This is a genomic window from Flavimobilis sp. BM9 (assembly GCF_058313055.1).
This window is the reverse complement of record NZ_JBZEMO010000004.1, coordinates 322,725-342,996: the sequence shown is the minus strand read 5'-3', so window position 1 is coordinate 342,996 and position 20,272 is coordinate 322,725. Positions and strand designations below refer to the sequence as shown.

Sequence of the window (20,272 nt, the reverse complement as noted above, 5' to 3'; positions counted from 1 at the left end):
GGCGACAGCTATGGCTACCGTCACTTACGACAAGGCTTCTCGCGTCTACCCGGGGACCGAGCGTCCCGCGGTGGACCAGCTCGACCTCCACATCGAGGACGGCGAGTTCCTCGTCCTCGTCGGCCCCTCGGGCTGTGGTAAGTCCACCTCGCTCCGCATGCTCGCGGGCCTCGAGGACGTCAACTCCGGCCGCATCCTCATCGGCGACCGCGACGTGACCGACGTCCAGCCGAAGGACCGCGACATCGCGATGGTCTTCCAGAACTACGCGCTGTACCCGCACATGACGGTCGCCGACAACATGGGCTTCGCGCTCAAGATCGCCGGCACGCCGAAGGCGGAGATCCGCCAGCGCGTCGAGGAGGCTGCCAAGATCCTCGACCTCACCGAGTACCTCGACCGCAAGCCGAAGGCGCTCTCCGGTGGTCAGCGTCAGCGTGTCGCCATGGGCCGCGCGATCGTCCGCCAGCCGCAGGTGTTCCTCATGGACGAGCCGCTGTCGAACCTCGACGCCAAGCTCCGCGTCCAGACCCGTACGCAGATCGCGTCGCTGCAGCGTCGCCTCGGCGTCACCACGGTCTACGTCACCCACGACCAGACCGAGGCGCTCACGATGGGTGACCGCATCGCGGTCCTCAAGGACGGTCTGCTCCAGCAGGTCGGCACCCCGCGCGACATGTACGACACGCCCGCCAACGTGTTCGTCGCCGGCTTCATCGGCTCGCCCGCGATGAACCTCGGGACGTTCCGTGTCAACGGCGGCATCGCCGAGGTCGGCCCGGCGCGGATCCCCGTGTCGCGTGCTGCCGTGGCTGCGCTCAAGCCCGAGGACGACAACAAGATCACCCTGGGCTTCCGCCCCGAGGCGCTCGACGTCGTGTCGCAGGCCGAGGCGTCCGCGTTCCCGGTCGAGGTCAACATCGTCGAGGAGCTCGGCTCCGACGCGTTCGTCTACGGCACGCTCCGCGGCTCGCTCGCTGACGCGGACCTCCACTCGGGTGCTGGCGACAACCAGATCATCATCCGTATCGACCCGCGCAACGTGCCCGCCAAGGGCGAGCGCATCTACGTCGCGATCCGTCCCGGCGAGGAGCACCTGTTCGCCGCCGGTTCCGGCCTGCGCCTCCCGAACTGATCACCTGATCGGTTCCCGCTGCACCCCGAGGGGGCGGTCCGGCTCGTCCGGGTCCGCCCCCTCGGGCGTACCAGCACCCTCCTATGCTGGTGACAGCCATCTCTTCTCGCCCCTCCTCTCGTCTCGAGGCCACCGTGCAGCAGCAGCTCACCATCTCCGCCGTCTCCCCGGACCCCGCGCTCCTCGACCTGCCGTGGCACATCCCGCTGGAGTCGTGGCCGGAGGAGATCATCGCCGCGCTCCCCCGCGGCCTCTCCCGGCACATCGTGCGGTTCGTCCGTGTCGACTCCGGCGTCATCGCGATCAAGGAGATCGGCGAGTCCGTCGCCTACCGCGAGTACGAGCTGCTGCGTCAGCTCAACCGCATCGGCGGCGTGCCCTGCGTCGAGCCGGTCGGGGTCATCACGGGGCGGCGGTCGCCCGAGGGTGAGCCGCTCGAGGCGGTTCTCCTCACGAAGCACCTGCAGTTCTCGCTCCCGTACCGCGCGCTCTTCAGCCAGGAGCTGCGCCCCGAGACGGCCACCCGCCTGATCGACGCGCTCGCCGTGCTGCTGGTCCGGCTGCACCTCGTGGGCTTCTACTGGGGCGACGTGTCGCTCTCGAACACGTTGTTCCGTCGCGACGCGGACCGTTTCGCGGCCTACCTCGTCGACGCCGAGACGGGCGACATGCACGAGAAGCTGACCGACGGCCAGCGCAACTACGACGTGGACCTCGCACGGACGAACATCATCGGCGAGCTCATGGACCTCGCCGCCGGCGAGCTGCTCGAGGACTCCGTCGACACGGTCGCGATCGGTGACGCGCTCGTCGCCCGGTACAACGAGCTGTGGGCGGCACTGACGGACGAGGAGTCGTTCGGCTCGAACGAGCGCTGGCGCGTCTCGGCGCGCATCGAGCGGCTCAACGCGCTCGGCTTCGACGTGGGCGAGCTGAGCATCACGACGCACGACGACGGCACGACGGTCCGCATCCAGCCCAAGGTGGTCGACGCCGGTCACCACTCGCGCCGGCTGCTGCACCTGACCGGGCTCGACGTCCAGGAGAACCAGGCGCGGCGACTGCTCAACGACCTCGACGAGTACCGCGCGTCGGGCGGGCGCCAGGACGAGGACGAGGAGTTCGTCGCGCACGACTGGGTGACCAGCGTCTTCGAGCCTGCCGTGCGCGCGGTGCCGCGCGAGATGCGCGGCAAGCTCGAGGCGGCGCAGATGTTCCACGAGATTCTCGACCACCGCTGGTACATCTCGCAGCAGCAGCGTCGTGACGTCCCGATGAGCGAAGCGACCGCGAGCTATGTCATGAACGTCCTGCGACACCGTCGCGACGAGGCGGCGCTGCTCGGAGGCTAGTCACCCGTGCCCGGCCCGCAGAGGCCTGGACCGCACCGCAACGTGCACACGGGCTAGACGCACGAAGGGCGGGCGCTCAGCGCCCGCCCTTCGTGCTCTGTGCCGTCTCTCAGGCGCGCTGGCCTGCGACCTCGTAGAGGGCGATGCCCGCCGCGACGCCAGCGTTGAGCGACTCGGTCTCGGACGCGATCGGGATCGACGCGATCGCGTCGCACGTCTCGCGGACGAGCCGCGAGAGGCCCTTGCCCTCAGACCCGACGACGAGCACGAGCGGGTCCGCCGCATAGGGGAGGTCGCGCACGGAGACGTCGCCGCCGGCGTCGAGCCCGACGACGAAGCAGCCGGCCTCACGGAGCGTCTCGAGGGCGCGCACGAGGTTGGTGACCCGGGCGACCGGCACGCGCGCCGCCGCACCGGCGGACACCTTCCATGCGGACGCCGTCATGGACGCGGCGCGCCGCTCGGGCACGAGCACGCCGTGCGCGCCGAACGCACCCGCGGAGCGCAGGACAGCGCCGAGGTTGCGCGGGTCGGTGATCGAGTCGAGCGCGACGACGAGCGGGGCCCGACCCGACGCGGCTGCGGCGTCGAGCAGGTCGTCGACGTCCGCGTACTCGTACGGCGGGACCTGGAGCGCGACACCCTGGTGCACGGCGCCGTCGGTCAGGCGGTCGAGCTCGGGCTTGGTCACCTCGAGGAGGTTCATGCGCCGCTCCGAGGCGATCAGCAGGATCTCCTTGGTGCGGTCGTCCGCCTCGAGGCGGGCCGCGATGTACACGGTCGTCACGGGGATGTCAGCGCGCAGCGCCTCGAGGACCGAGTTGCGACCGGCGACCATCTCGTGGGTCGAGGACCGCCCGCCGCCGGTGCGACGTCCCGCCTGGCTGCCGCGACGCTGCGCCGCGCCGCGGCGCTCCGCGGCCTCTTTCGCCTTGTAGGCGGGGTGGTACGGGCGCTCCTCGGCCTTGGGCGTGGGTCCCTTGCCCTCGAGAGCCTTACGGCTGTGGCCGCCGGTGCCGACGCGGGCGCCCTTCTTGGATCCGGGCTTGCGGGTCGCGCCTCGGCGCTGGGAGTTGCCTGCCATCAGTTCTCGTCCTTCGGGGTGTCGGTGGCCAGGGACCAGCGGGCTCCGTTCGGGGAGTCCTCCACCACGATCCCGGCGGCGGTGAGGCGGTCGCGGACGGCGTCCGCGGTCGCGAAGTCGCGCTCGGCGCGTGCGGCGGCCCGCCGCTCGAGCTCGGCGGTGACGAGCGCGTCGAGCGCGCGCGCTCCGCGGTCGTCGGTCGTGCTGCTCGCCCAGGTGCCCGACGCGGGGTCGAGGCCGAGGACGTCGAGCATCGCCCGGACCTGCACGACCGCCTCGCGCACCTGCGCGACCTGCCCGGCGGCGAGGGCCGAGTTGCCGGCGCGCACGGCCTCGTGGACGGCCGCGAGCGCGACGGACACGTTGAGGTCGTCGTTCATCGCGTCGACGAACGCTGCGGGCAGCCCGGCCGTGCGCACCTCGTCGTCGGTCACCGTGCTGACATGCTCGGAGGCCCGCTCGACGAAGCCCTCGAGGCGCGCCCAGGTCGCCTCCGCGTCCGCGAGCGTGTCCTCGCTCCACTCGATCATCGAGCGGTACTGGACGGCTGTGAGCGCGTAGCGGACGACGACGGCGCGGGCGCGGCCCAGCAGCTCCGTGACGAGCAGCCCGTTGCCGAGCGACTTGCTCATCTTCGTGCCGCCCTGGGTGACCCACGCGGAGTGCATCCACAGCCCGGCGAACTCGTCACCCGCAGCGCGCGACTGCGCCTGCTCGTTCTCGTGGTGCGGGAACCGCAGGTCGAGGCCGCCACCGTGGATGTCGAAGGCGGAGCCGAGGTAGCGGCGTGCCATGGCAGAGCACTCGAGGTGCCAGCCGGGGCGGCCACGGCCGAACGGGGTCGGCCACGACGCCGTCTCGGGCTCGCCGGGACGGCTCGCCTTCCACAGCGCGAAGTCGTGCGGGTTGCGCTTGCCGAGCTCGTCACCGTCGGAGTCGGCGGCGACCGTGAGGTCCTCGGGGCGCTGGTTCGTGAGCGAGCCGTACTCGGCCCAGGACTGCACGTCGAAGAACACGTTGCCGGGCGTCGTCGTGTAGGCGTGCCCACGCTCGACGAGCTGCTCCATGAGCTCGACCATGTCGCTCACGTGCGCGGTCGCGTGCGGCGCGTACGTGGGGCGCAGCACGCCGAGGGCGTCGTACGCCTCGGTGAACGCCTGCTCGTTGAGGTAGGCGTGCGCCCACCAGGGGCGGCCAGCCTCGGCGGCCTTCGCGATGATCTTGTCGTCGATGTCCGTGACGTTCTGGATCATCGTGACCTCGAGGCCCGTGCGGCGCAGCCAACGGACGAGCACGTCGAACGCGACGGCGGAGCGCATGTGCCCGATGTGGGGTGCGCTCTGCACGGTGGCGCCGCAGAGGTAGATGCCGACCTTGCCGGGTGTGCGCGGCTGGAAGTCGCGCACCTCGCGCGTCGCTGTGTCGTACAGGCGTAGGGTCACGGCTCCAAGGCTACCGTCCGCGGCGCGTCTGCCCTCGCTGGCAGCGCGTTCAGGCGAACGCCCTGCCCTCTCCCCGGTAGGTGGGCAGGGTCCGCTCGATGCGGTCGCCCCGCACGAGGTGGACGTGGGTCACCCGCTCCATGACCTCGCCGGCCTTCGCGTGCCGCATCCACACGCGCTCCCCGACCTGGGCCGTGGTGCCGCGCGGGAGCCGCAGCGGGGTCTGCACCTCGCCCGGGCCCTCCGTGCTGACGTATCGCATTCCCGCGGGGAAGGCGAGCCGCGGCAGGCGGCTCTCGCTCGCGGGGCCGGACGCGACGTAGCCACCGCCGAACGCGGTCGCGATGCCGTCGCGCGGAAGGCGCACGACGTCGAGCCCGACGAACGCGGCGGGACGTCGGGCGACCGTGCGGTAGTCGTCGAACAGGCCGGGGACGTAAAGGCCGGAGCCGGCCGTCACCTCGGTGACGGTCGGGTCGGCGGCGCTCGTCTCGAGCGAGCCGGTCCCACCGGAGTTCACGAGGGCGACGGCGCGCCCGAGGGCGTCCTCGACCGCGCGACGCACCTGGGCGCGGCGCACGGCGAGGTCCGCGACGGACATGCGCTTCACGAGCCGCACGGCCGGGCTCGAGTCGGGCAGCCCGGCGACCTGCGCCTCGTAGAACATGAGCCCGACGACGTCGACCCCGTCGTACGCCGCGACGGCCGCGGCGAGCGCGGCAGCCTCGGCGGGCGTGTGCACGGGAGAGCGCCGCACCCCGAGATGGGCGCGCCACCGCCCGACGCCGAGCCGGAGCGACGCGTCGACGTCGAGGCACAGCCGCACGGGCGGACCGTCCGCGCCGCCCCGGCGCGAGTGCTCCCGCACGGCGTGCGCGGCCGGCGCGACCTGCGCGACGTCGTCGACCATGAGGGTGATCGCGCGACGGGCAGCCGGCGAGGCAGCGAGCGCGGCGAGGGCGCCGCGGTCGACCGTCGGGTAGCCGACGAGGACGTCGTCGTGCCCCTGCTCGACGAGCCAGCACGCCTCAGCGAGCGAGAAGGCCATGACGCCCGCCCACCCCGGCCGGGCGAGCGCCGCGTCGACGAGGCCGCGCACGCGCACCGACTTGGAGGCGAGCCGCACGGGCGTACCGCCGGCGCGCAGCACGAGGTCGTCGGCGTTCGCCTCGAACGCGTCCAGGTCGACGACGACGAGCGGTCCGGCGAGGTGTGCGGTCGCCGCGTCGAGACGTTCCCTCAGGCCCATGGCTCCTCCTTCTCCCGGACCATTGACTCACGCGACGACGTGCGCGGATAGTGCGGTGTGGCCATCTCCTCCCGCGTGGGCGACGTCGCCCGCCCACCGCAGCAACCGTGGACGACCTGGGGCGGCTCGGCGTCCTGCAGCCCTGCGCACCGTTTCGCGGCACGGTCGGTCGACGACGTCGTGACGGTCGTGCGGCGCGCGCGCACGCTGGGTCTGACCGTGCGTGCGGTCGGCGCGGGGCACTCCTTCTCCCCGGTCGCGACGACGGACGCGGTGATGCTCTCGCTCGACGCCCTCGACCACGTCGATCAGCCCGTCCGGCTCCCCACGCCCGAGGGGCGTGTCACGCACGAGGTGCGGGTCGGCGCAGGGATCCGGCTGCACGCGCTCAACGACGCGCTCGCGTCGCACGGGCTCGCGCTGTCGAACCTCGGCGACATCGACCGGCAGTCGGTCGCGGGCGCGATCTCGACGGGGACGCACGGCACGGGCGGGGACTCCGGGACCGGCGCGGGCCTCGCGGCGCAGGTGCGCGCGGTCGAGGTGGTCGTCGCCGACGGTTCGGTCGTCCGTGCGTCGCGCCACGAGAACACCGAGCTGTTCGAGGCCGCGCGCCTGGGCCTCGGCGCGCTCGGCATCCTCGTCGCGGTGACGGTCGGCGCCGAGCCCGCGTACGTGCTCGAGGCGCGCGAGGAGCCGTGGCCGCTCGAGCGCGCGCTCGAGGCGGTCGCGGACGGCTCGTTCCTCGCGAGCGACCACGCCGAGCTCTACTGGTTCCCGCACACGCGCACCGCGCTGACGAAGCGCAACGCCCGGCGCGCGCTCGACGACGCCCCGCTCGACGCGCTGCGCGGCTGGGTCGACGACGAGCTGCTGTCGAACGGCGTCTTCGAGCTGACGAACCGCCTTGCGCACGCCGTGCCTGCAGCGATCCCGACGATCAACCGGGTGTCGTCGCGCGCTCTCGGTGCGCGACGCTTCACGGCGCCGTCGTCCGAGGTGTTCGTGTCGCGGCGCCGCGTGCGGTTCGTCGAGTCCGAGTGGGCGGTACCGCTCGACACGGTCGGGGAGGTGCTGCGGGACGTCCAGGACTGGTTCGCGCGGACGGACGAGCGGGTGTCCTTCCCTGTCGAGGTGCGTTTCGCACGGGCGGACGACGTGTGGCTGTCGACGTCGTACGGCCGCCCGACGGCGTACGTCGCGGTCCACCAGTTCTGGCGGTCCGACGCGTCGCGGTACTTCGCGGCGGTGCAGGAGATCGCGTCCGCGTACGACGGGCGGCCGCACTGGGGCAAGATCCACACGCTCGGCGCAGAGCGGCTGCGCGAGCTCTACCCGCGGTTCGACGACTTCCTGGCGGTGCGCGACTCGGTCGACCCGGACGGGGTCTTCACGAACCGGTACCTCGAGCGGGTGCTCGGCCGGTGAGCGCCAACGACGCGGCGGTGCCCGGGGACCTCGTGCCCGACGACCCGGCGCCCGACGACCTGTCGCCCGAGGCGCGTGCCTGCCGCCTGCTGTGCCTCGACCTGCCGGACGCGACGTCGGACTTCCCGTTCGGCCCCGGGGCGGAGACGTTCCGTGTCGCGCAGAAGATCTTCGCGCTGCTCACCCGCCACCCGAAGGTCGGGGGCGAGCACTGGCACGTGAACCTCAAGGCGGAGCCGGAGCTCGTGCCCGGCCTCGTCGCCGCGCACGACGACGTGCTCCCGGGCTGGCACATGAACAAGAAGCACTGGGTGTCGGTCGTGCTGCACCCGGACCTGGATCCCGGGCTGCTCGAGCAGCTCGTCGAGGATGCGTACGACCTCGTCGTGAGCGGGCTGCCCCGCTCACGACGTCCGATGACGCACTGAGGCGGGCGGTCAGCGGCCGGGCGCGCTGCTCGGCACGACGAGCGCGGTCGCGATCGCGGCGACGCCCTCCCCGCGGCCCGTGAGCCCGAGCCCGTCCGTGGTCGTCGCGGTGACGGTGACGGGTGCGCCGGCGGCGGCGCTCAGGGCGTCCTGCGCCTCGGCGCGACGCGTCCCGATCTTCGGGCGGTTGCCGATCACCTGGACGGCGACGTTGCCGATCTCGAACCCCGCCTCGCGGACCCGACGAGCGGCCTCGGCGAGGAGGGTCGCCCCTGCGGCTCCGGCCCACTCGGGGGCTGCCGTGCCGAAGTTCGAGCCGAGGTCGCCGAGACCGGATGCGGAGAACAGGGCGTCAGCGGCGGCGTGGGCGGCGACGTCGGCGTCGGAGTGGCCTGCGAGGCCGCGCTCACCGGGCCAGTGGAGGCCGGCGAGCCAGAGCTCGCGCGGTGCGTCCTGGGGGGCGAGGGCGTGGACGTCCACGCCGATCCCCGTGCGGGGCAGGGTCATGAGCGCTCCTCGGACGGTCTGGTCGTCGCCGCGCGGCGGGGCAGCGCGGCACGCTCGAAGGCTATCGCGCGGCTGCGACGCTCGCGCCGGCCTGCGCCGCCGGGTGACGGGCTTCGACCGGCACCCGGACGTGCCGCGAGCCCCCACCCAGAGGGTGGAGGCTCGCGAAACGGTCGTGCGCGGCTCAGGAGGCGAGGACCTCGTCGAGGATCGCCTCGGCCTTCTCTTCCTCGGTGTGCTCAGCGAGCGCGAGCTCGGAGACGAGGATCTGGCGGGCCTTGGCGAGCATGCGCTTCTCGCCTGCAGACAGGCCTCGGTCGGCGTCGCGGCGCGACAGGTCGCGCACGACCTCGGCAACCTTGATGACGTCGCCCGACGCGAGCTTCTCGAGGTTCGCCTTGTAGCGGCGCGACCAGTTGGTCGGCTCTTCGGTGTACGGCGCGCGCAGGACCTCGAACACGCGGTCCAGGCCTTCCTGCCCGACGACGTCGCGAACACCCACGAGGTCCACGTTCTCAGCCGGGACCTCGATCGTGAGATCGCCCTGGGCGACCTTCAGCTTGAGGTAGGTCTTTTCCTCTCCGCGAATCGTCCGGACCTTGATCTCTTCGATCAGAGCTGCTCCGTGGTGCGGGTAGACGACCGTCTCCCCAACTGTGAAAGTCATCGGCAAAATTCCCCTTTCGCGGACCCTTATCTTATCATGCGAAGTTCTCAACTCTCCCAGGGATCTGGCCGATCTGGGCCAAGGAGGCGTAGTCTGCGCCCCCGCACCTCCCCGACCAGCGCTGGCACGCGTGCCGCGCGGTCGCCGCCGACCCTCGCAACGGCGACGTACAGCGGCAACGACGGTCGTCCTCCGGCACCCTCAGCCACTAGAGTGGGCCTCGGCTCTCGGATACCACGGCGCGAACCTCGCAACCTAGGACCTCACGTAGGACCTGTGCGCAGCGGCGTCGGTTCTGAGGCACGACGACCCCAGGGCCTCCAGGCCCGACCGACCACAGGAGAGCACGTGAACCGCCACCAGACCCGCCGCGGCCTCGCCGTCGGCATCGCCCTCGCCGTCGCAGCCGGGCTCGGCGCCTGCTCCCCCATCACCACCAAGATCCAGTACGCCGCGTCCGACGGCGTGCGCGTCGCGGTCTCGGACAGCGTCAGCGTGCAGAACCTCATGATCATCGCCGCCGCCGAAGGCGCCCCGGGCGCCCTGCAGGGCGGGGTCGTCAACAACGGCGCCGAGCCCGCGTCCGTCGTGATCGGTGACGTGACCGTCGAGGTGCCCGCCGGCGCGACCGTCCTGCTCGGCGGCAGCACGGGCGACGAGCTCGTGATCGACCAGACCACCGCCGCACCCGGCGCCAACGCCCAGCTCACCGTCGGCCTCGACGGCGCGACGGGCGAGACCGTTTTCGTGCCCGTCCTCGACGGCACGCTGCCCGAGTACGCAGACCTGGTCCCCGCCGCGAGCTGAGACCCCGGACCGGCGCCCAGCGCCGCGTCGCGCGAACGCACGAAGGCTCCGCCTCCCCCCACGGGAGCGGAGCCTTCGTCGTCCGCCCGGGCGAGCCGGGCGGCGTCTCGACGGCCTGCACCACGACCCGGACGAGCACGGGCCTGGCAGGCGCACAGGTCACCCGAAGCGGCCCGAGATGTAGTCCTCGGTCGCGGCCACGGTCGGCGACGAGAAGATCGTCGCGGTGTCGCCCATCTCGATGAGCCTGCCCGGCTGCCCCGTCCCGGCGATGTTGAAGAACGCGGTCGAGTCGCTCACGCGCGCCGCCTGCTGCATGTTGTGCGTGACGATGACGATCGTGTAGTCGTTCTTCAGCTGCGAGATCAGGTCCTCGATCGCGAGCGTCGAGATCGGGTCGAGCGCCGAGCAGGGCTCGTCCATCAGCAGCACCTGCGGCTTCACCGCGATAGCCCGGGCGATGCACAGGCGCTGCTGCTGCCCGCCGGACAACGACGAGCCCGGCCGGTCCAGACGGTCCTTCACCTCGTTCCACAGGTTGGCCCCGCGCAGCGACTCCTCGACCAGGTCGGACGCGTCGCTCTTCGAGATGCGCTTGTTGTTGAGCTTGACGCCCGCGAGGACGTTGTCCGCGATCGACATCGTCGGGAACGGGTTCGGGCGCTGGAACACCATGCCGATCTGGCGCCGCACCTGCACCGGGTCGACGTCCGGGGCGTAGAGGTCCTGGCCGTCCATGACGGCCTTCCCCTCGACGCGAGCACCCGGGATGACCTCGTGCATGCGGTTCAGGGTCCGCAGGAAGGTGGACTTCCCGCAGCCGGACGGGCCGATGAGCGAGGTGACCGACTTGGGCTCGATCACCATGTTGACGTCCTGGACTGCCAGGAAGTCGCCGTAGAAGACGTTGAGGTCGGAGACGTCGATGCGCTTGGACATGTCTGGAGGGTCCTTTCGGGGGATGGCCGGGCAGCGGCTCAGCGGCCGGTCTTCGGGGAGAAGAGGCGGCTGATCGCGCGGGCCACGAGATTGAGGAGCATGACGATGAGGATGAGCGTCAGGGCCGCAGCCCAGGCGCGGTCCACGCCCACACCGCCCTGGTGGTACTGGTTGTAGGCGAACACCGGCAGCGTCGCCATCCGGCCCTCGGTGACGTTCCAGCTGGTCCGGGTCACGATGCCCACCGTGATCAGCAGGGGCGCCGTCTCACCGATCACGCGGGCGATCGCGAGCATCACGCCCGTGACGATGCCGGCGATCGACGTGCGCAGCACGACCTTGACGACGGTGAGCCACTTGGGCACCCCGAGGGCGTACGACGCCTCGCGCAGCTCGTTCGGGACGAGCCGCAGCATCTCCTCGACCGAGCGGATGACGACGGGCGTCATGAGGACCGCGAGCGCGACCGCACCCATGAGCCCCGACCGGTACGCCGGCCCCATGATGAGCGTGAACAGCGCGAAGGCGAACAGGCCCGCGACGATCGACGGGATGCCCGTCATCACGTCCACGAGGAACGTGATCCCGCGTGCGACCGGGCCGCGTCCGTACTCGACGAGGTAGATCGCCGTCAGGAGCCCGATCGGCACCGAGATCAGCGTCGCGGTGAGCGTCACCATGAGCGTGCCGATGATCGCGTGGACCACGCCGCCCGAGGTCATGTCGCCGAACACGCCGACCATGTCGGTCGTGAGGAACTCCGCCGACAACAGGCCCATCCCGCGGGAGCCGACCGTCCACAGCAGGGAGACGAGCGGGATGAGCGCGAGGGCGAACGCGAACGTCACGAGCGTCGTCGCGAGCCTGTCCGCCGAGCGGCGCGGCCCCTCGAGCGTCCGCGACAGCACGGTCAGCACCACCAGGTGCACGAGCGCACCGAACGCCACGACCGAGACGATCGTCGGTGTGCCCGTCACGAGCAGGACCAGGAAGGCGACCGCGACGGAGCCGGCAGCCACGCTCCACGGCGCCCAGCGCGGCAGCGAGCGGTACCCGCCCGAGCTGAGCAGGGCCGCCGTCGTGGGCTCGTTCGTGTCGATGGCAGTCATCAGTTGGCTCCCGAGAACTCGGCGCGGCGCGAGATGATCCAGCGGGCCACCATGTTGACCGCGAAGGTGATGACGAACAGCGCGAGGCCGGTCGCGATGAGGACGCTCACCGACAGCCCCGAGGCCTCGGGGAACTTGGCCGCGATGTTCGCAGCGATCGTCTGGTGCTGCCCGGGCTTGAGCAGGAAGAACGAGAACAGGTAGCCGGGCGACAGGATCATCAGGACGGCCATCGTCTCGCCGAGCGCGCGTCCCAGGCCCAGCATCGACGCGCTCACGAGGCCCGACCGGCCGAAGGGCAGGACAGCGGTGCGGACCATCTCCCAGCGGGTGGCGCCCAGGGCGAGCGCCGCCTCCTCGTGGAGGACCGGCGTCTGGAGGAACACCTCGCGAGCCACCGCGGTGATGATCGGCAGGATCATCACGGCGAGGACGGTCGAGGCCATCAGGACGTTGCGGGCCGGGGCCGTGTAGTCCTCGAACAGCGGCACGAACCCGAGGACGTCGGTGAACCACCGGAAGACGGGGTCGAGCACGCCCGACAGCCACAGCGCGCCCCACAGGCCGTACACGACCGACGGGATCGCGGCGAGCAGGTCGATGACGTAGCCGAGCGCCTGCGCCGCCCGGCGCGGCGCGTAGTGCGAGATGAACAGCGCGATACCCACCGAGAGCGGCACCGCGATCAGCAGGGCGAGCAACGCCGACAGGAGCGTGCCGAAGATCAAGGGCCCGACGTACTCGAGGATCGAGGCGCCCTTGAGCCAGGAGATCTTGGCGAGCTCGTCGTCCGAGGCGGTCAGCGCGGGCCAGGCGCGGAGGACGAGGAACCCGGCCACCGCGGCGAGCACCACGAGGATGGTCACGCCTGCGGCTGCCGAGACGCCGTGGAAGATCTTGTCGGCGAGCCGGCGGGCTCCCGAGGTGCGCAGGAAGACCTCGGCGGCGACGGTGGCGCCGTCGGGCGCTGCCGGTGCGCGGTCTGCGCCGGTCCGGACCTCTCCGCCTGGTGTCTCGGCGGACGTCTCGGACGATGTGGGTGAGCTGGTCACGGCCACGTCGACTCCAATTCTGGTGCTGCGTCAGGACGCAGCGGTGGGGGGATGTTCGCCCGCGTGGCGGGCAGGTACGGCGTCGGGCCGGCGGACGTCGTCACGACGTCCGCCGGCCCTCGGCGTCACTTGACGGCGATCGAGTCGATCGCCTTCTGGACCTCGGAGCGCAGCTCGTCCGAGATGGGGGCGGAGCCCGCGACGCTCGGGTCGGCAGCGCGGTCCTGGCCCTCGGCGGAGGCGACGTAGGACAGGAACGCCTTGACGTTGGCGACGTCCGCCGCGTCCTCGTAGACCGAGCACGCGACCGAGTAGGACATCAGCACGAGCGGGTAGGCGCCGGCCTCCGTCGTCGTGCGGTCGAGCTCGACGACGAGGCGCTTGTCCGTCGCGTCCTCGGCGCGCGGCGACGCGTCGACGACCTTGGCCGCGGCCTCCGCGGAGAACGGTACGTACTCCTCGCCGACCTTGATCGCGACGGTGCCGAGGTCACCGGCGCGCGAGGCGTCGGCGTAGCCGATCGTGCCCTCGGCCGCGGAGACCGTGTCGACGACGCCCGACGTGCCCTGACCGGACTGGCCACCGGCGACGGGCCAGTCGCCCGAGACCTCGTGCGGCCACGCGCCGTTGCCCGCGGCGGCGAGGTACTCGACGAAGTTCTCGGTCGTCCCCGACTCGTCGGACCGGTTGACGGGCGTGATCGCCAGGTCAGGAAGCTCGACGCCCTCGTTCTCGGCGGCGATCGCCGGGTCGTTCCACTTCTTGATGTCGCCGTTGAAGATCTTCGCGAGGGTCTCGGCGGAGAGCTGGAGGTGCTCGGCGCTGAGGTTCGGCAGGTTGTAGATGACCGCGATCGGGCTGATGTACAGCGGCAGCTCGAGAGCCTCGCCGCCGTAGCAGCGCTCGGTCGCGGCGGTGAGCTCCTCCGGCTTGAGCGCGGCGTCGGAGCCCGCGATCTGCACGGAGCCAGCGAGGAACTGCTCGCGGCCCGCTCCGGACCCGGCGGGGTCGTAGCTGAGGGAGACGTCAGGGGCGATGTCACCGAAGCCGGCGATCCACCCCTCCATGGCCTTGCCCTGCGAGGAGGCGCCCGCGCCGGCGAGGATGCCGGAGAGGTTCTCCGAGGTCGGGGCCGTGGTGCTGGCGGAGCCGCCCGTCTTGCTCGGCTCGGCGGAGTCGCTGCCGCAAGCAGCGAGGCCGAGAGCGAGAGCGCCCACCGCGAGGACTGCTCCAGAACGAGTGATGCGGCTGAGAGTCACTGGGAGTTCCATCCTGTGCGAATCACGTCGCGGCCTCGTCGGCCGCGCGACGAGAGCGGTGCGCTCTCGATCCGTGACTGACGTTAGGAAGGCAAGGTGACCCCTCCGGAGTTCCTCGGTGAACCCCGGATGAACTCCCCCCGAAGTCGTGGGACGCCTCCGGGGGGCTCTTCTGCGTCGTCGCGCAGGCTGACCTGCGTCGATGTCGGGATGGCGACGTCCAGGTGAACGCGCGTCACCTGGTGTTCAGTCGTCCGCGAGCTTGTAGCCCAGGCCTCGCACGGTCAGCAGCAGCACGGGGCTGCCCGGGTCCTTCTCGATCTTCGCGCGGATGCGCTTGACGTGGACGTCGAGCGTCTTGGTGTCCCCGACGTAGTCGGAGCCCCACACCCGGTCGATGAGCTGCCCGCGCGTCAGGACGCGCCCGGCGTTGCGCATCAGCAGCTCGAGCAGCTCGAACTCCTTGAGCGGGAACGCGACCGCCTCGCCGTGGACGCTCACCGTGTGCCGGTCGACGTCCATGCGGACGGCGCCGACGGTGAGGACGCCGTCGTCGTGCGTCTCGACAGGAGCCGCAGGCGCCGCTGCGGACGCCGCGACAACCTCAGCGTGACGTCGCAGGACGGCCCGCATCCGCGCCAGCAGCTCGCGGAACGAGTACGGCTTGGTGACGTAGTCGTCGGCTCCGATCTCGAGCCCGACGACCTTGTCGATCTCCGTGTCCTTGGCCGTCAGCATGATGACCGGGACGTTGGAGCGGGTGCGCAGCTCTCGGCACACCTCGGTCCCGGAGAGGCCAGGGAGCATGAGGTCGAGCAGGACGAGGTCGGCGCCGCCGTCGTCGAAGGCGGTGAGTGCGTCGGGGCCGGTCGCGACGGCGACCACCTCGAAGCCTTCCCGCTCGAGCTGGTAGGTCAGCGGCTCGGCGTAGGACTTCTCGTCCTCGACGACCAGGATGCGGGTCATGCGGAGCGTTCCTCCTCGTGGTCGCCCGTCGATGGCACGACGGGAGCTGCGGCGAGCTCCTCGGGCGCGCGGGCGGCCGGGATCTTGATCGTGAACGTGGAACCCTGGCCCGGCTCGGACCAGATGGAGATCTCACCGCCGTGGTCGGCGACGACGTGCTTGACGATGCTGAGCCCGAGGCCGGTCCCGCCGGTCTCGCGCGAGCGCGCAGGGTCGACGCGGTAGAACCGCTCGAAGATGCGATCTTGCTGGTCGGACGATATCCCGATGCCCTGGTCGACGACAGACAGCTCGACGAAGTCGTCGACCCGCTTGACCGCGACCGAGACGGACGAGCCGTCGGCGGAGTAGCTCACGGCATTGTCGAGGAGGTTGCGCAGCGCGGTGACGAGCAGGTTGTGGTCGCCGTAGACGTAGCCCGTCAGGTCGCCGGCGACCGAGAGCCGGATCTTGCGGCTCTCGGCGGGCGTGCGGGCACGGTCGAGCGACTCGGTGACGATCGTCTCGACGGGCACGGCGCGCAGCCCGTCGAGCGCCCCCGCGACCTGGAGCCGCGAGAGCTCGATGATCTCGTGGACGAGCGCGCCGAGACGCATGGCCTCGGACTGCATGCTCCCCGCGAAACGGCGCACGGCCTCCGGGTCGTCCGCGGCGTCCTGCACCGTCTCCGCGAGGAGCGAGAGTGCCCCGACGGGTGTCTTGAGCTCGTGGGAGATGTTGACGACGAAGTCGCGGCGCACCGCCTCGAGGCGGCGCGCCTCGGTCCGGTCCTCAGCGAGCACGAGCACGTGCCGGCTGTCGACCTGCGCGACCCGGACCTGGAGGAGCACGTCGCCGCGGCCCGACGGGCCGCGCGGCAGCTCGAGCTCCTCGTCGAGGATCTCGCCGCTCGCGCGCACCTTGGCGACCATGTCGTCGATCGCCCGGTGCACGATCGCGTCGTGCCTGACGATCCCGAGCGCGTACGCGGGCGCCGACGCGCGGACAACCTCGTCGGCCTCGTTGAGGACGATCGCGGCAGAGCGCAGGACAGCGAGCACCCGGACGAGACCTTGGTCGAGGTCGGCTGGCGGGCCGACGGGATACTCCCGCTGCTTGCTCTCGCTGTACCGGAACGCGAGCATCGCGACCACGCCGGTGCCGAGCCCGACCACCCCGGCGATGAGCATCCCGATTCCGTCCACGGGCCCAGCGTAAGGCCGTCGTCGCAGGCGCAGGCCGCGTGGCAGCCCTTTGTCGCGCAGCGCTCGACAAGTGTTCACCTAGGGACGACCTCGTGTTCACCGAGGGGCCGCGCAGCCCTGGCAGGCTCGCTGGGACAGGCGCCCGTGCGGGCGTTCGGACGATGACGAGGTGGACATGCGGCAGATCTTCGAGGCTGAGCTCAAGCAGGTCGGTGACGACCTCGCGGAGATGAGCCGGCTGGTCGAGCAGGCGATCGTCAAGGCAGGCACGGCGCTCTTGACGGCAGACATCGAGCTCGCGCAGCAGGTCGTCGCGCAGGACCAGGCGATCGACGAGCTCGAGCGAGACCTGGACGAGCGCTGCGTGCTGCTGCTCGCGCAGCAGCAGCCGGTGGCGACGGACCTTCGCGTCGTCGTCTCCGCGCTGCGGATCAGCTCGTCGCTCGAGCGGATGGGCGACCTCGCCCGGCACATCGCCCAGGTGGCGCGCGGCCGGTACCCGCGGCACGCCGTGTCGGGTGACCTGGAGGCGACGTTCGCCCAGATGAACGACGCAGCGGTGCGGGTCGCGCGGCGCGTGACGACGCTGCTCACGACGCGGGACCTCACGGTCGCGCACAACATCGAGCGCGACGACGACCTGCTCGACACGCTGCACCAGGACACGTTCGCGGCGCTGCTCGGCACGACGTGGTCGGGTACGCCGCAGGAGACGGTCGACGTGACGCTGCTGGGCCGGTACTACGAGCGGTTCGGCGACCACGGCGAGTCCGTCGCGCGGCGCATGCTCTACCTCGTGACGGGTGCGTTCGAGGAGGCGCGGCCCTGAGCCGGTCCTCGTGACCCGGCGTGCGCGCCGGTACACCGCGCAGGACGACAGCAGGCCCGGACCTCACGGTCCGGGCCTGCTGTCGTGCGTGGGGATCGCTGTTACTTCTTGCCCTGGTTCGCGACGGCCTTGATGGCCTCCGCCGCGGCGTCGGGGTCGAGGTACTGGCCGGGCTTGACGGGCTTGAGGGTCTCCTCGTCCAGCTCGTAGACGAGCGGGATGCCGGTCGGGATGTTGAGCCCCGCGATGTCCTCGTCAGAGATGCCGTCGAGGTACTTCACGATCGCGCGCAGCGAGTTGCCGTGCGCGGCGACGAGGACGGTCTTGCCGGCCTTGAGGTCAGGGACGATCTCCGCGTCCCAGTACGGGAGCGCACGCTCGAGGACGTCCTTGAGGCACTCCGTGAGGACCTGGGGAGCGTCGGCGTAGCGCGGGTCGGCGTCCTGCGAGAACTCCGAGCCGACCTCGATCGCGGGCGGCGGCACGTCGTAGGAGCGGCGCCACAGCATGAACTGCTCCTCGCCGAACTCGGCGAGGGTCTGGGCCTTGTCCTTGCCCTGGAGCGCACCGTAGTGACGCTCGTTGAGGCGCCAGCTGCGCTTGACCGGGATCCAGAGGCGGTCCGCGGCGTCGAGCGCGAGGTGCGCGGTGTTCATCGCGCGGCGCAGGAGCGACGTGTGCACGACGTCCGGGAGGACGCCGGCCTCGCGGAGGAGCTTGCCTCCGCGCTTCGCCTCCTCGACGCCCTTCTCAGAGAGGGCCACGTCGACCCAGCCGGTGAACAGGTTCTTGGCGTTCCATTCGCTCTCGCCGTGGCGGAGCAGCACGAGGGTGTAGGTCATGGTCCCCATTGTTGCGCACGGAGCGCCCGCGCACGCAGGGACCTTTCGGCCGTGGGACGGGCGCGGTGCCTCCCGGCCGGCGCCGCCGGCGATCGCCGACGGCGTGCGCTCAGCCGCGCTCGCGCCGCACCTTCGCGGCGAGGTCGTAGACGTCGAGCATCGCCGCCGCCGCGGCGTCCCACCCGTACGACCGGCCGACGGCGAGCGCCCCCTCGCCGAGGCGCGCCCGGCGTGCGGGGTCCGCGAGCAGCCGCTCGAGCTCTCCCGCCCAGCGGCGCGGGTCGTGACCGTCGACGAGGACGCCCGACACGTCGTCGTGCACGACCGTCCGCAGGCCGCCGACGGCGGCCGCGACGACCGGGGTGCCGCACGCCTGCGCCTCGACCGCGACGAGGCCGAACGACTCCGTGTGGCTCGGCACGGCGACGACGTCGACCGCGCGGAACCATCGCGCGAGCTCCTCGCGGGGGGCAGGCGGCCGGAACAGGACGTGCTCGCTCACGCCCAGCCGGTGCGCGAGCGCCTCGAGCTCGCGCACCGCCGTGGGCCGGCCCGAGGGGCCGCCGAGGATCACGAGGGTCGGCAGCGCGTCGAGCGTCCCGCGCTCGAGCGCGCGGCCGCGCATGATCGCGAGGGCCTCGACGAGCACGTCCGGGCCCTTGAGGAGCTGGACGCGCCCTGCGAACAGGATGACCGGGCCGTCGGGCAGGCCGAGCTTGCGGCGCTCGGCTGCGCGCGGCGTCGCCGACGGCGCGAAGATGTCGAGGTCGACCCCGGGCGGGACGACGTGCACCCGCTCGGGTGCGGCGTCGTACAGGTCGACGAGCTCGTGCGCCTCTTGCGCCGTCGACGCGACCAGGCCGTCCGCGGCCACGACGACCTGCTCCTCGCCGATCACGCGGCCCCGGGGCTCAGGGGTGTCGCCGGGCGCGAGCGCCGCGTTCTTGACCTTCGCCATCGTGTGCATCGAGTGCACGAGGGGCACGTCCCACCGGTCCGCGGCGAGCCAGCCGGCCTGCCCGGACAGCCAGTAGTGCGAGTGCACGACGTCGTACCAGCCGACGCGCCGCGACGCCTCCGTCCGCAGCACGCCGGCCGTGAAGGCGCACAGCTGTCCTGGCAGGTCGTTCTTGTCGAGGCCCTCGAACGGTCCCGCCGTCACGTGCCGCACGAGCACGCCGTCGGCCATCTCGACGACCTCGGGCTGGGACGACGCCGTCGCCCGCGTGAAGATCTCGACGTCGGCACCCGAGCGCGCGAGCGCGTCCGCGAGCCCGGTGATGTAGACGTTCATGCCGCCCGCGTCGCCCGTGCCGGGCTGTGCGAGCGGCGACGTGTGCACGCTCACCATCGCGACGCGCAGCCCGTCGCCCCGCCCGCTCACCGGAGGAGCCTCGGGGCGTGCAGGACGCCGGTGGGGCAGCACAGATCCATGCGATAAGTATCCGCCCGTCAGCGCCAGCCTGACGTGCGGGACGCGTCACACGCGGCCCCGGACCCGCAGGAGAGGTTCCGCCTCTCCCGCCCGGATACGTCCGATCCAGGCCAGAAGTCCCATGCGAGACCGTGAATAACCGCGAGAACGTAGGAGTCATGACAGGAACCACCACGCCAGCGTCCGGCCTCAGCGGCCTCGCAGCGCTGCGTGCACAGCTCGAGTCGGAACCCGCCGTCGTCGACCCGGACGCCCCGGTCGTCGACGCCGCGAACCTCGCTGACGAGCACATCGTCTGTCACTGCACGAACGTCACGGCCGGCGAGCTGCGCGGCCTCATCCACGAGGCGGGCGTCGCTTCCCTCACCGAGGTCCAGCGCTGCACGCGCGCGGGCGGGAGCTGCGGCAAGTGCCTTCCGCTCCTGACGGAGGTCGTGACGATCGAGCTCGGCCGCGCGGGGATCTCCGCCTGACGCGACCCACGATCACCGGCGCCGGCTCCCTGTCATCCCCCGAGACAGGGCGTCGGCGCTGGTCTTTTCCGCCCAGATGAAGCGC

Annotated in this window: 20 protein-coding genes; 7 read left to right on the top strand and 13 right to left on the bottom strand. The window is 71.7% G+C overall.

Annotated features, from left to right (window positions below):
* The first annotated feature begins 10 nt into the window (after nucleotides 1-10).
* Both AC4F3Q_RS09430 and AC4F3Q_RS09425 read left to right on the top strand, forming a co-directional pair.
* Entirely contained in the window at nucleotides 11-1,135 is a 1,125-nt protein-coding gene (locus AC4F3Q_RS09430; protein ID WP_168448262.1) for an ABC transporter ATP-binding protein, read from the top strand.
* Nucleotides 1,136-1,218: 83 nt separating this feature from the next.
* Nucleotides 1,219-2,487 carry a DUF4032 domain-containing protein gene (locus AC4F3Q_RS09425; protein ID WP_491039734.1) on the top strand — a complete coding sequence of 423 codons (1,269 nt, stop codon included), beginning with the start codon at nucleotides 1,219-1,221 and terminating at the stop codon, nucleotides 2,485-2,487.
* Between the two features lie 109 nt (nucleotides 2,488-2,596).
* Here the strand turns inward: AC4F3Q_RS09425 and rlmB are convergent, their stop codons facing one another.
* From rlmB to AC4F3Q_RS09410, 3 genes are read right to left on the bottom strand one after another with little or no spacing between them, the layout of a single operon-like run.
* The gene (gene rlmB / locus AC4F3Q_RS09420) at nucleotides 2,597-3,571 is read right to left on the bottom strand and encodes a 23S rRNA (guanosine(2251)-2'-O)-methyltransferase RlmB (protein ID WP_491039733.1); all 975 of its coding nucleotides are present in this window, start codon (nucleotides 3,569-3,571) and stop codon (nucleotides 2,597-2,599) included.
* Nucleotides 3,571-5,013, bottom strand: coding sequence for a cysteine--tRNA ligase (gene cysS, locus AC4F3Q_RS09415; RefSeq protein WP_491039732.1), 1,443 nt, complete (start codon nucleotides 5,011-5,013; stop codon nucleotides 3,571-3,573). Before cysS ends, rlmB begins: the two co-directional genes overlap by 1 nt.
* Before the next feature lie 49 nt (nucleotides 5,014-5,062).
* A complete protein-coding gene (locus AC4F3Q_RS09410) occupies nucleotides 5,063-6,262 on the bottom strand; it encodes an alanine racemase (RefSeq protein ID WP_491039731.1) in 1,200 nt (399 codons plus the stop codon).
* Nucleotides 6,263-6,319: 57 nt separating this feature from the next.
* Between AC4F3Q_RS09410 and AC4F3Q_RS09405 the strand changes: the two genes are divergently transcribed.
* Both AC4F3Q_RS09405 and AC4F3Q_RS09400 read left to right on the top strand, forming a co-directional pair.
* Nucleotides 6,320-7,690, top strand: coding sequence for a D-arabinono-1,4-lactone oxidase (locus AC4F3Q_RS09405; protein ID WP_491039730.1), 1,371 nt, complete (start codon nucleotides 6,320-6,322; stop codon nucleotides 7,688-7,690).
* Nucleotides 7,687-8,118 carry an MmcQ/YjbR family DNA-binding protein gene (locus AC4F3Q_RS09400; protein WP_491039729.1) on the top strand — a complete coding sequence of 144 codons (432 nt, stop codon included), beginning with the start codon at nucleotides 7,687-7,689 and terminating at the stop codon, nucleotides 8,116-8,118. Before AC4F3Q_RS09405 ends, AC4F3Q_RS09400 begins: the two co-directional genes overlap by 4 nt.
* A 9-nt stretch (nucleotides 8,119-8,127) precedes the next feature.
* Here AC4F3Q_RS09400 and ispF read toward each other — a convergent pair whose 3' ends face one another.
* Complete coding sequence (gene ispF / locus AC4F3Q_RS09395; RefSeq protein WP_491039728.1) at nucleotides 8,128-8,625, bottom strand: 2-C-methyl-D-erythritol 2,4-cyclodiphosphate synthase; 498 nt, start codon at nucleotides 8,623-8,625, stop codon at nucleotides 8,128-8,130.
* A gap of 184 nt (nucleotides 8,626-8,809) precedes the next feature.
* A complete protein-coding gene (locus tag AC4F3Q_RS09390) occupies nucleotides 8,810-9,292 on the bottom strand; it encodes a CarD family transcriptional regulator (protein WP_098458403.1) in 483 nt (160 codons plus the stop codon).
* Between the two features lie 348 nt (nucleotides 9,293-9,640).
* Between AC4F3Q_RS09390 and AC4F3Q_RS09385 the strand changes: the two genes are divergently transcribed.
* Nucleotides 9,641-10,099, top strand: a complete 459-nt coding sequence (locus tag AC4F3Q_RS09385) for a hypothetical protein (RefSeq protein WP_491039727.1) — start codon at nucleotides 9,641-9,643, stop codon at nucleotides 10,097-10,099.
* Nucleotides 10,100-10,258: 159 nt separating this feature from the next.
* Here the strand turns inward: AC4F3Q_RS09385 and pstB are convergent, their stop codons facing one another.
* The 6 genes from pstB to AC4F3Q_RS09355 all read right to left on the bottom strand — a co-directional run bounded on the left by pstB (nucleotide 10,259) and on the right by AC4F3Q_RS09355 (nucleotide 16,608).
* On the bottom strand, nucleotides 10,259-11,038 hold the full coding sequence (gene pstB / locus AC4F3Q_RS09380; protein ID WP_168448255.1) for a phosphate ABC transporter ATP-binding protein PstB: 780 nt from the start codon (nucleotides 11,036-11,038) through the stop codon (nucleotides 10,259-10,261).
* Between the two features lie 38 nt (nucleotides 11,039-11,076).
* The gene (pstA, locus tag AC4F3Q_RS09375; RefSeq protein WP_168448254.1) at nucleotides 11,077-12,147 is read right to left on the bottom strand and encodes a phosphate ABC transporter permease PstA; all 1,071 of its coding nucleotides are present in this window, start codon (nucleotides 12,145-12,147) and stop codon (nucleotides 11,077-11,079) included.
* Nucleotides 12,147-13,199 (bottom strand): phosphate ABC transporter permease subunit PstC, encoded by a 1,053-nt coding sequence (gene pstC / locus AC4F3Q_RS09370; protein WP_434060867.1) that lies wholly within the window; start codon nucleotides 13,197-13,199, stop codon nucleotides 12,147-12,149. The genes pstA and pstC overlap by 1 nt, the downstream gene beginning before the upstream one ends.
* Nucleotides 13,200-13,324: 125 nt before the next feature.
* The gene (gene pstS, locus AC4F3Q_RS09365) at nucleotides 13,325-14,470 is read right to left on the bottom strand and encodes a phosphate ABC transporter substrate-binding protein PstS (RefSeq protein ID WP_491039726.1); all 1,146 of its coding nucleotides are present in this window, start codon (nucleotides 14,468-14,470) and stop codon (nucleotides 13,325-13,327) included.
* A gap of 234 nt (nucleotides 14,471-14,704) precedes the next feature.
* Nucleotides 14,705-15,424, bottom strand: coding sequence for a response regulator transcription factor (locus AC4F3Q_RS09360; RefSeq protein WP_168448151.1), 720 nt, complete (start codon nucleotides 15,422-15,424; stop codon nucleotides 14,705-14,707).
* On the bottom strand, nucleotides 15,421-16,608 hold the full coding sequence (locus AC4F3Q_RS09355) for a sensor histidine kinase (RefSeq protein ID WP_350308893.1): 1,188 nt from the start codon (nucleotides 16,606-16,608) through the stop codon (nucleotides 15,421-15,423). Before AC4F3Q_RS09355 ends, AC4F3Q_RS09360 begins: the two co-directional genes overlap by 4 nt.
* 175 nt (nucleotides 16,609-16,783) lie before the next feature.
* Between AC4F3Q_RS09355 and phoU the strand changes: the two genes are divergently transcribed.
* Nucleotides 16,784-17,437 (top strand): phosphate signaling complex protein PhoU, encoded by a 654-nt coding sequence (gene phoU / locus AC4F3Q_RS09350; RefSeq protein ID WP_168448150.1) that lies wholly within the window; start codon nucleotides 16,784-16,786, stop codon nucleotides 17,435-17,437.
* Between the two features lie 101 nt (nucleotides 17,438-17,538).
* Here phoU and AC4F3Q_RS09345 read toward each other — a convergent pair whose 3' ends face one another.
* Complete coding sequence (locus AC4F3Q_RS09345) at nucleotides 17,539-18,279, bottom strand: phosphoglyceromutase (protein ID WP_491039725.1); 741 nt, start codon at nucleotides 18,277-18,279, stop codon at nucleotides 17,539-17,541.
* 109 nt (nucleotides 18,280-18,388) lie between these two features.
* Nucleotides 18,389-19,630, bottom strand: coding sequence for a D-inositol-3-phosphate glycosyltransferase (mshA, locus tag AC4F3Q_RS09340; protein WP_491039782.1), 1,242 nt, complete (start codon nucleotides 19,628-19,630; stop codon nucleotides 18,389-18,391).
* 242 nt (nucleotides 19,631-19,872) lie between these two features.
* Here mshA and AC4F3Q_RS09335 point away from each other — a divergent pair, with 242 nt between their 5' ends.
* On the top strand, nucleotides 19,873-20,187 hold the full coding sequence (locus AC4F3Q_RS09335; protein WP_168448148.1) for a (2Fe-2S)-binding protein: 315 nt from the start codon (nucleotides 19,873-19,875) through the stop codon (nucleotides 20,185-20,187).
* Nucleotides 20,188-20,272 lie beyond the last annotated feature (85 nt).

Coding starts and splice junctions, on each gene's coding strand:
- AC4F3Q_RS09430 (WP_168448262.1), top strand. CDS start 11: ATGGCTACCGTCACTTACGACAAGGCTTCTCGCGTCTACCCGGGGACC.
- AC4F3Q_RS09425 (WP_491039734.1), top strand. CDS start 1,219: ATGCTGGTGACAGCCATCTCTTCTCGCCCCTCCTCTCGTCTCGAGGCC.
- rlmB (WP_491039733.1), bottom strand. CDS start 3,571: ATGGCAGGCAACTCCCAGCGCCGAGGCGCGACCCGCAAGCCCGGATCC.
- AC4F3Q_RS09410 (WP_491039731.1), bottom strand. CDS start 6,262: ATGGGCCTGAGGGAACGTCTCGACGCGGCGACCGCACACCTCGCCGGA.
- ispF (WP_491039728.1), bottom strand. CDS start 8,625: ATGACCCTGCCCCGCACGGGGATCGGCGTGGACGTCCACGCCCTCGCC.
- AC4F3Q_RS09390 (WP_098458403.1), bottom strand. CDS start 9,292: ATGACTTTCACAGTTGGGGAGACGGTCGTCTACCCGCACCACGGAGCA.
- pstB (WP_168448255.1), bottom strand. CDS start 11,038: ATGTCCAAGCGCATCGACGTCTCCGACCTCAACGTCTTCTACGGCGAC.
- pstA (WP_168448254.1), bottom strand. CDS start 12,147: ATGACTGCCATCGACACGAACGAGCCCACGACGGCGGCCCTGCTCAGC.
- pstS (WP_491039726.1), bottom strand. CDS start 14,470: ATGGAACTCCCAGTGACTCTCAGCCGCATCACTCGTTCTGGAGCAGTC.
- AC4F3Q_RS09360 (WP_168448151.1), bottom strand. CDS start 15,424: ATGACCCGCATCCTGGTCGTCGAGGACGAGAAGTCCTACGCCGAGCCG.
- phoU (WP_168448150.1), top strand. CDS start 16,784: ATGCGGCAGATCTTCGAGGCTGAGCTCAAGCAGGTCGGTGACGACCTC.
- AC4F3Q_RS09345 (WP_491039725.1), bottom strand. CDS start 18,279: ATGACCTACACCCTCGTGCTGCTCCGCCACGGCGAGAGCGAATGGAAC.
- mshA (WP_491039782.1), bottom strand. CDS start 19,630: ATGGTGAGCGTGCACACGTCGCCGCTCGCACAGCCCGGCACGGGCGAC.
- AC4F3Q_RS09335 (WP_168448148.1), top strand. CDS start 19,873: ATGACAGGAACCACCACGCCAGCGTCCGGCCTCAGCGGCCTCGCAGCG.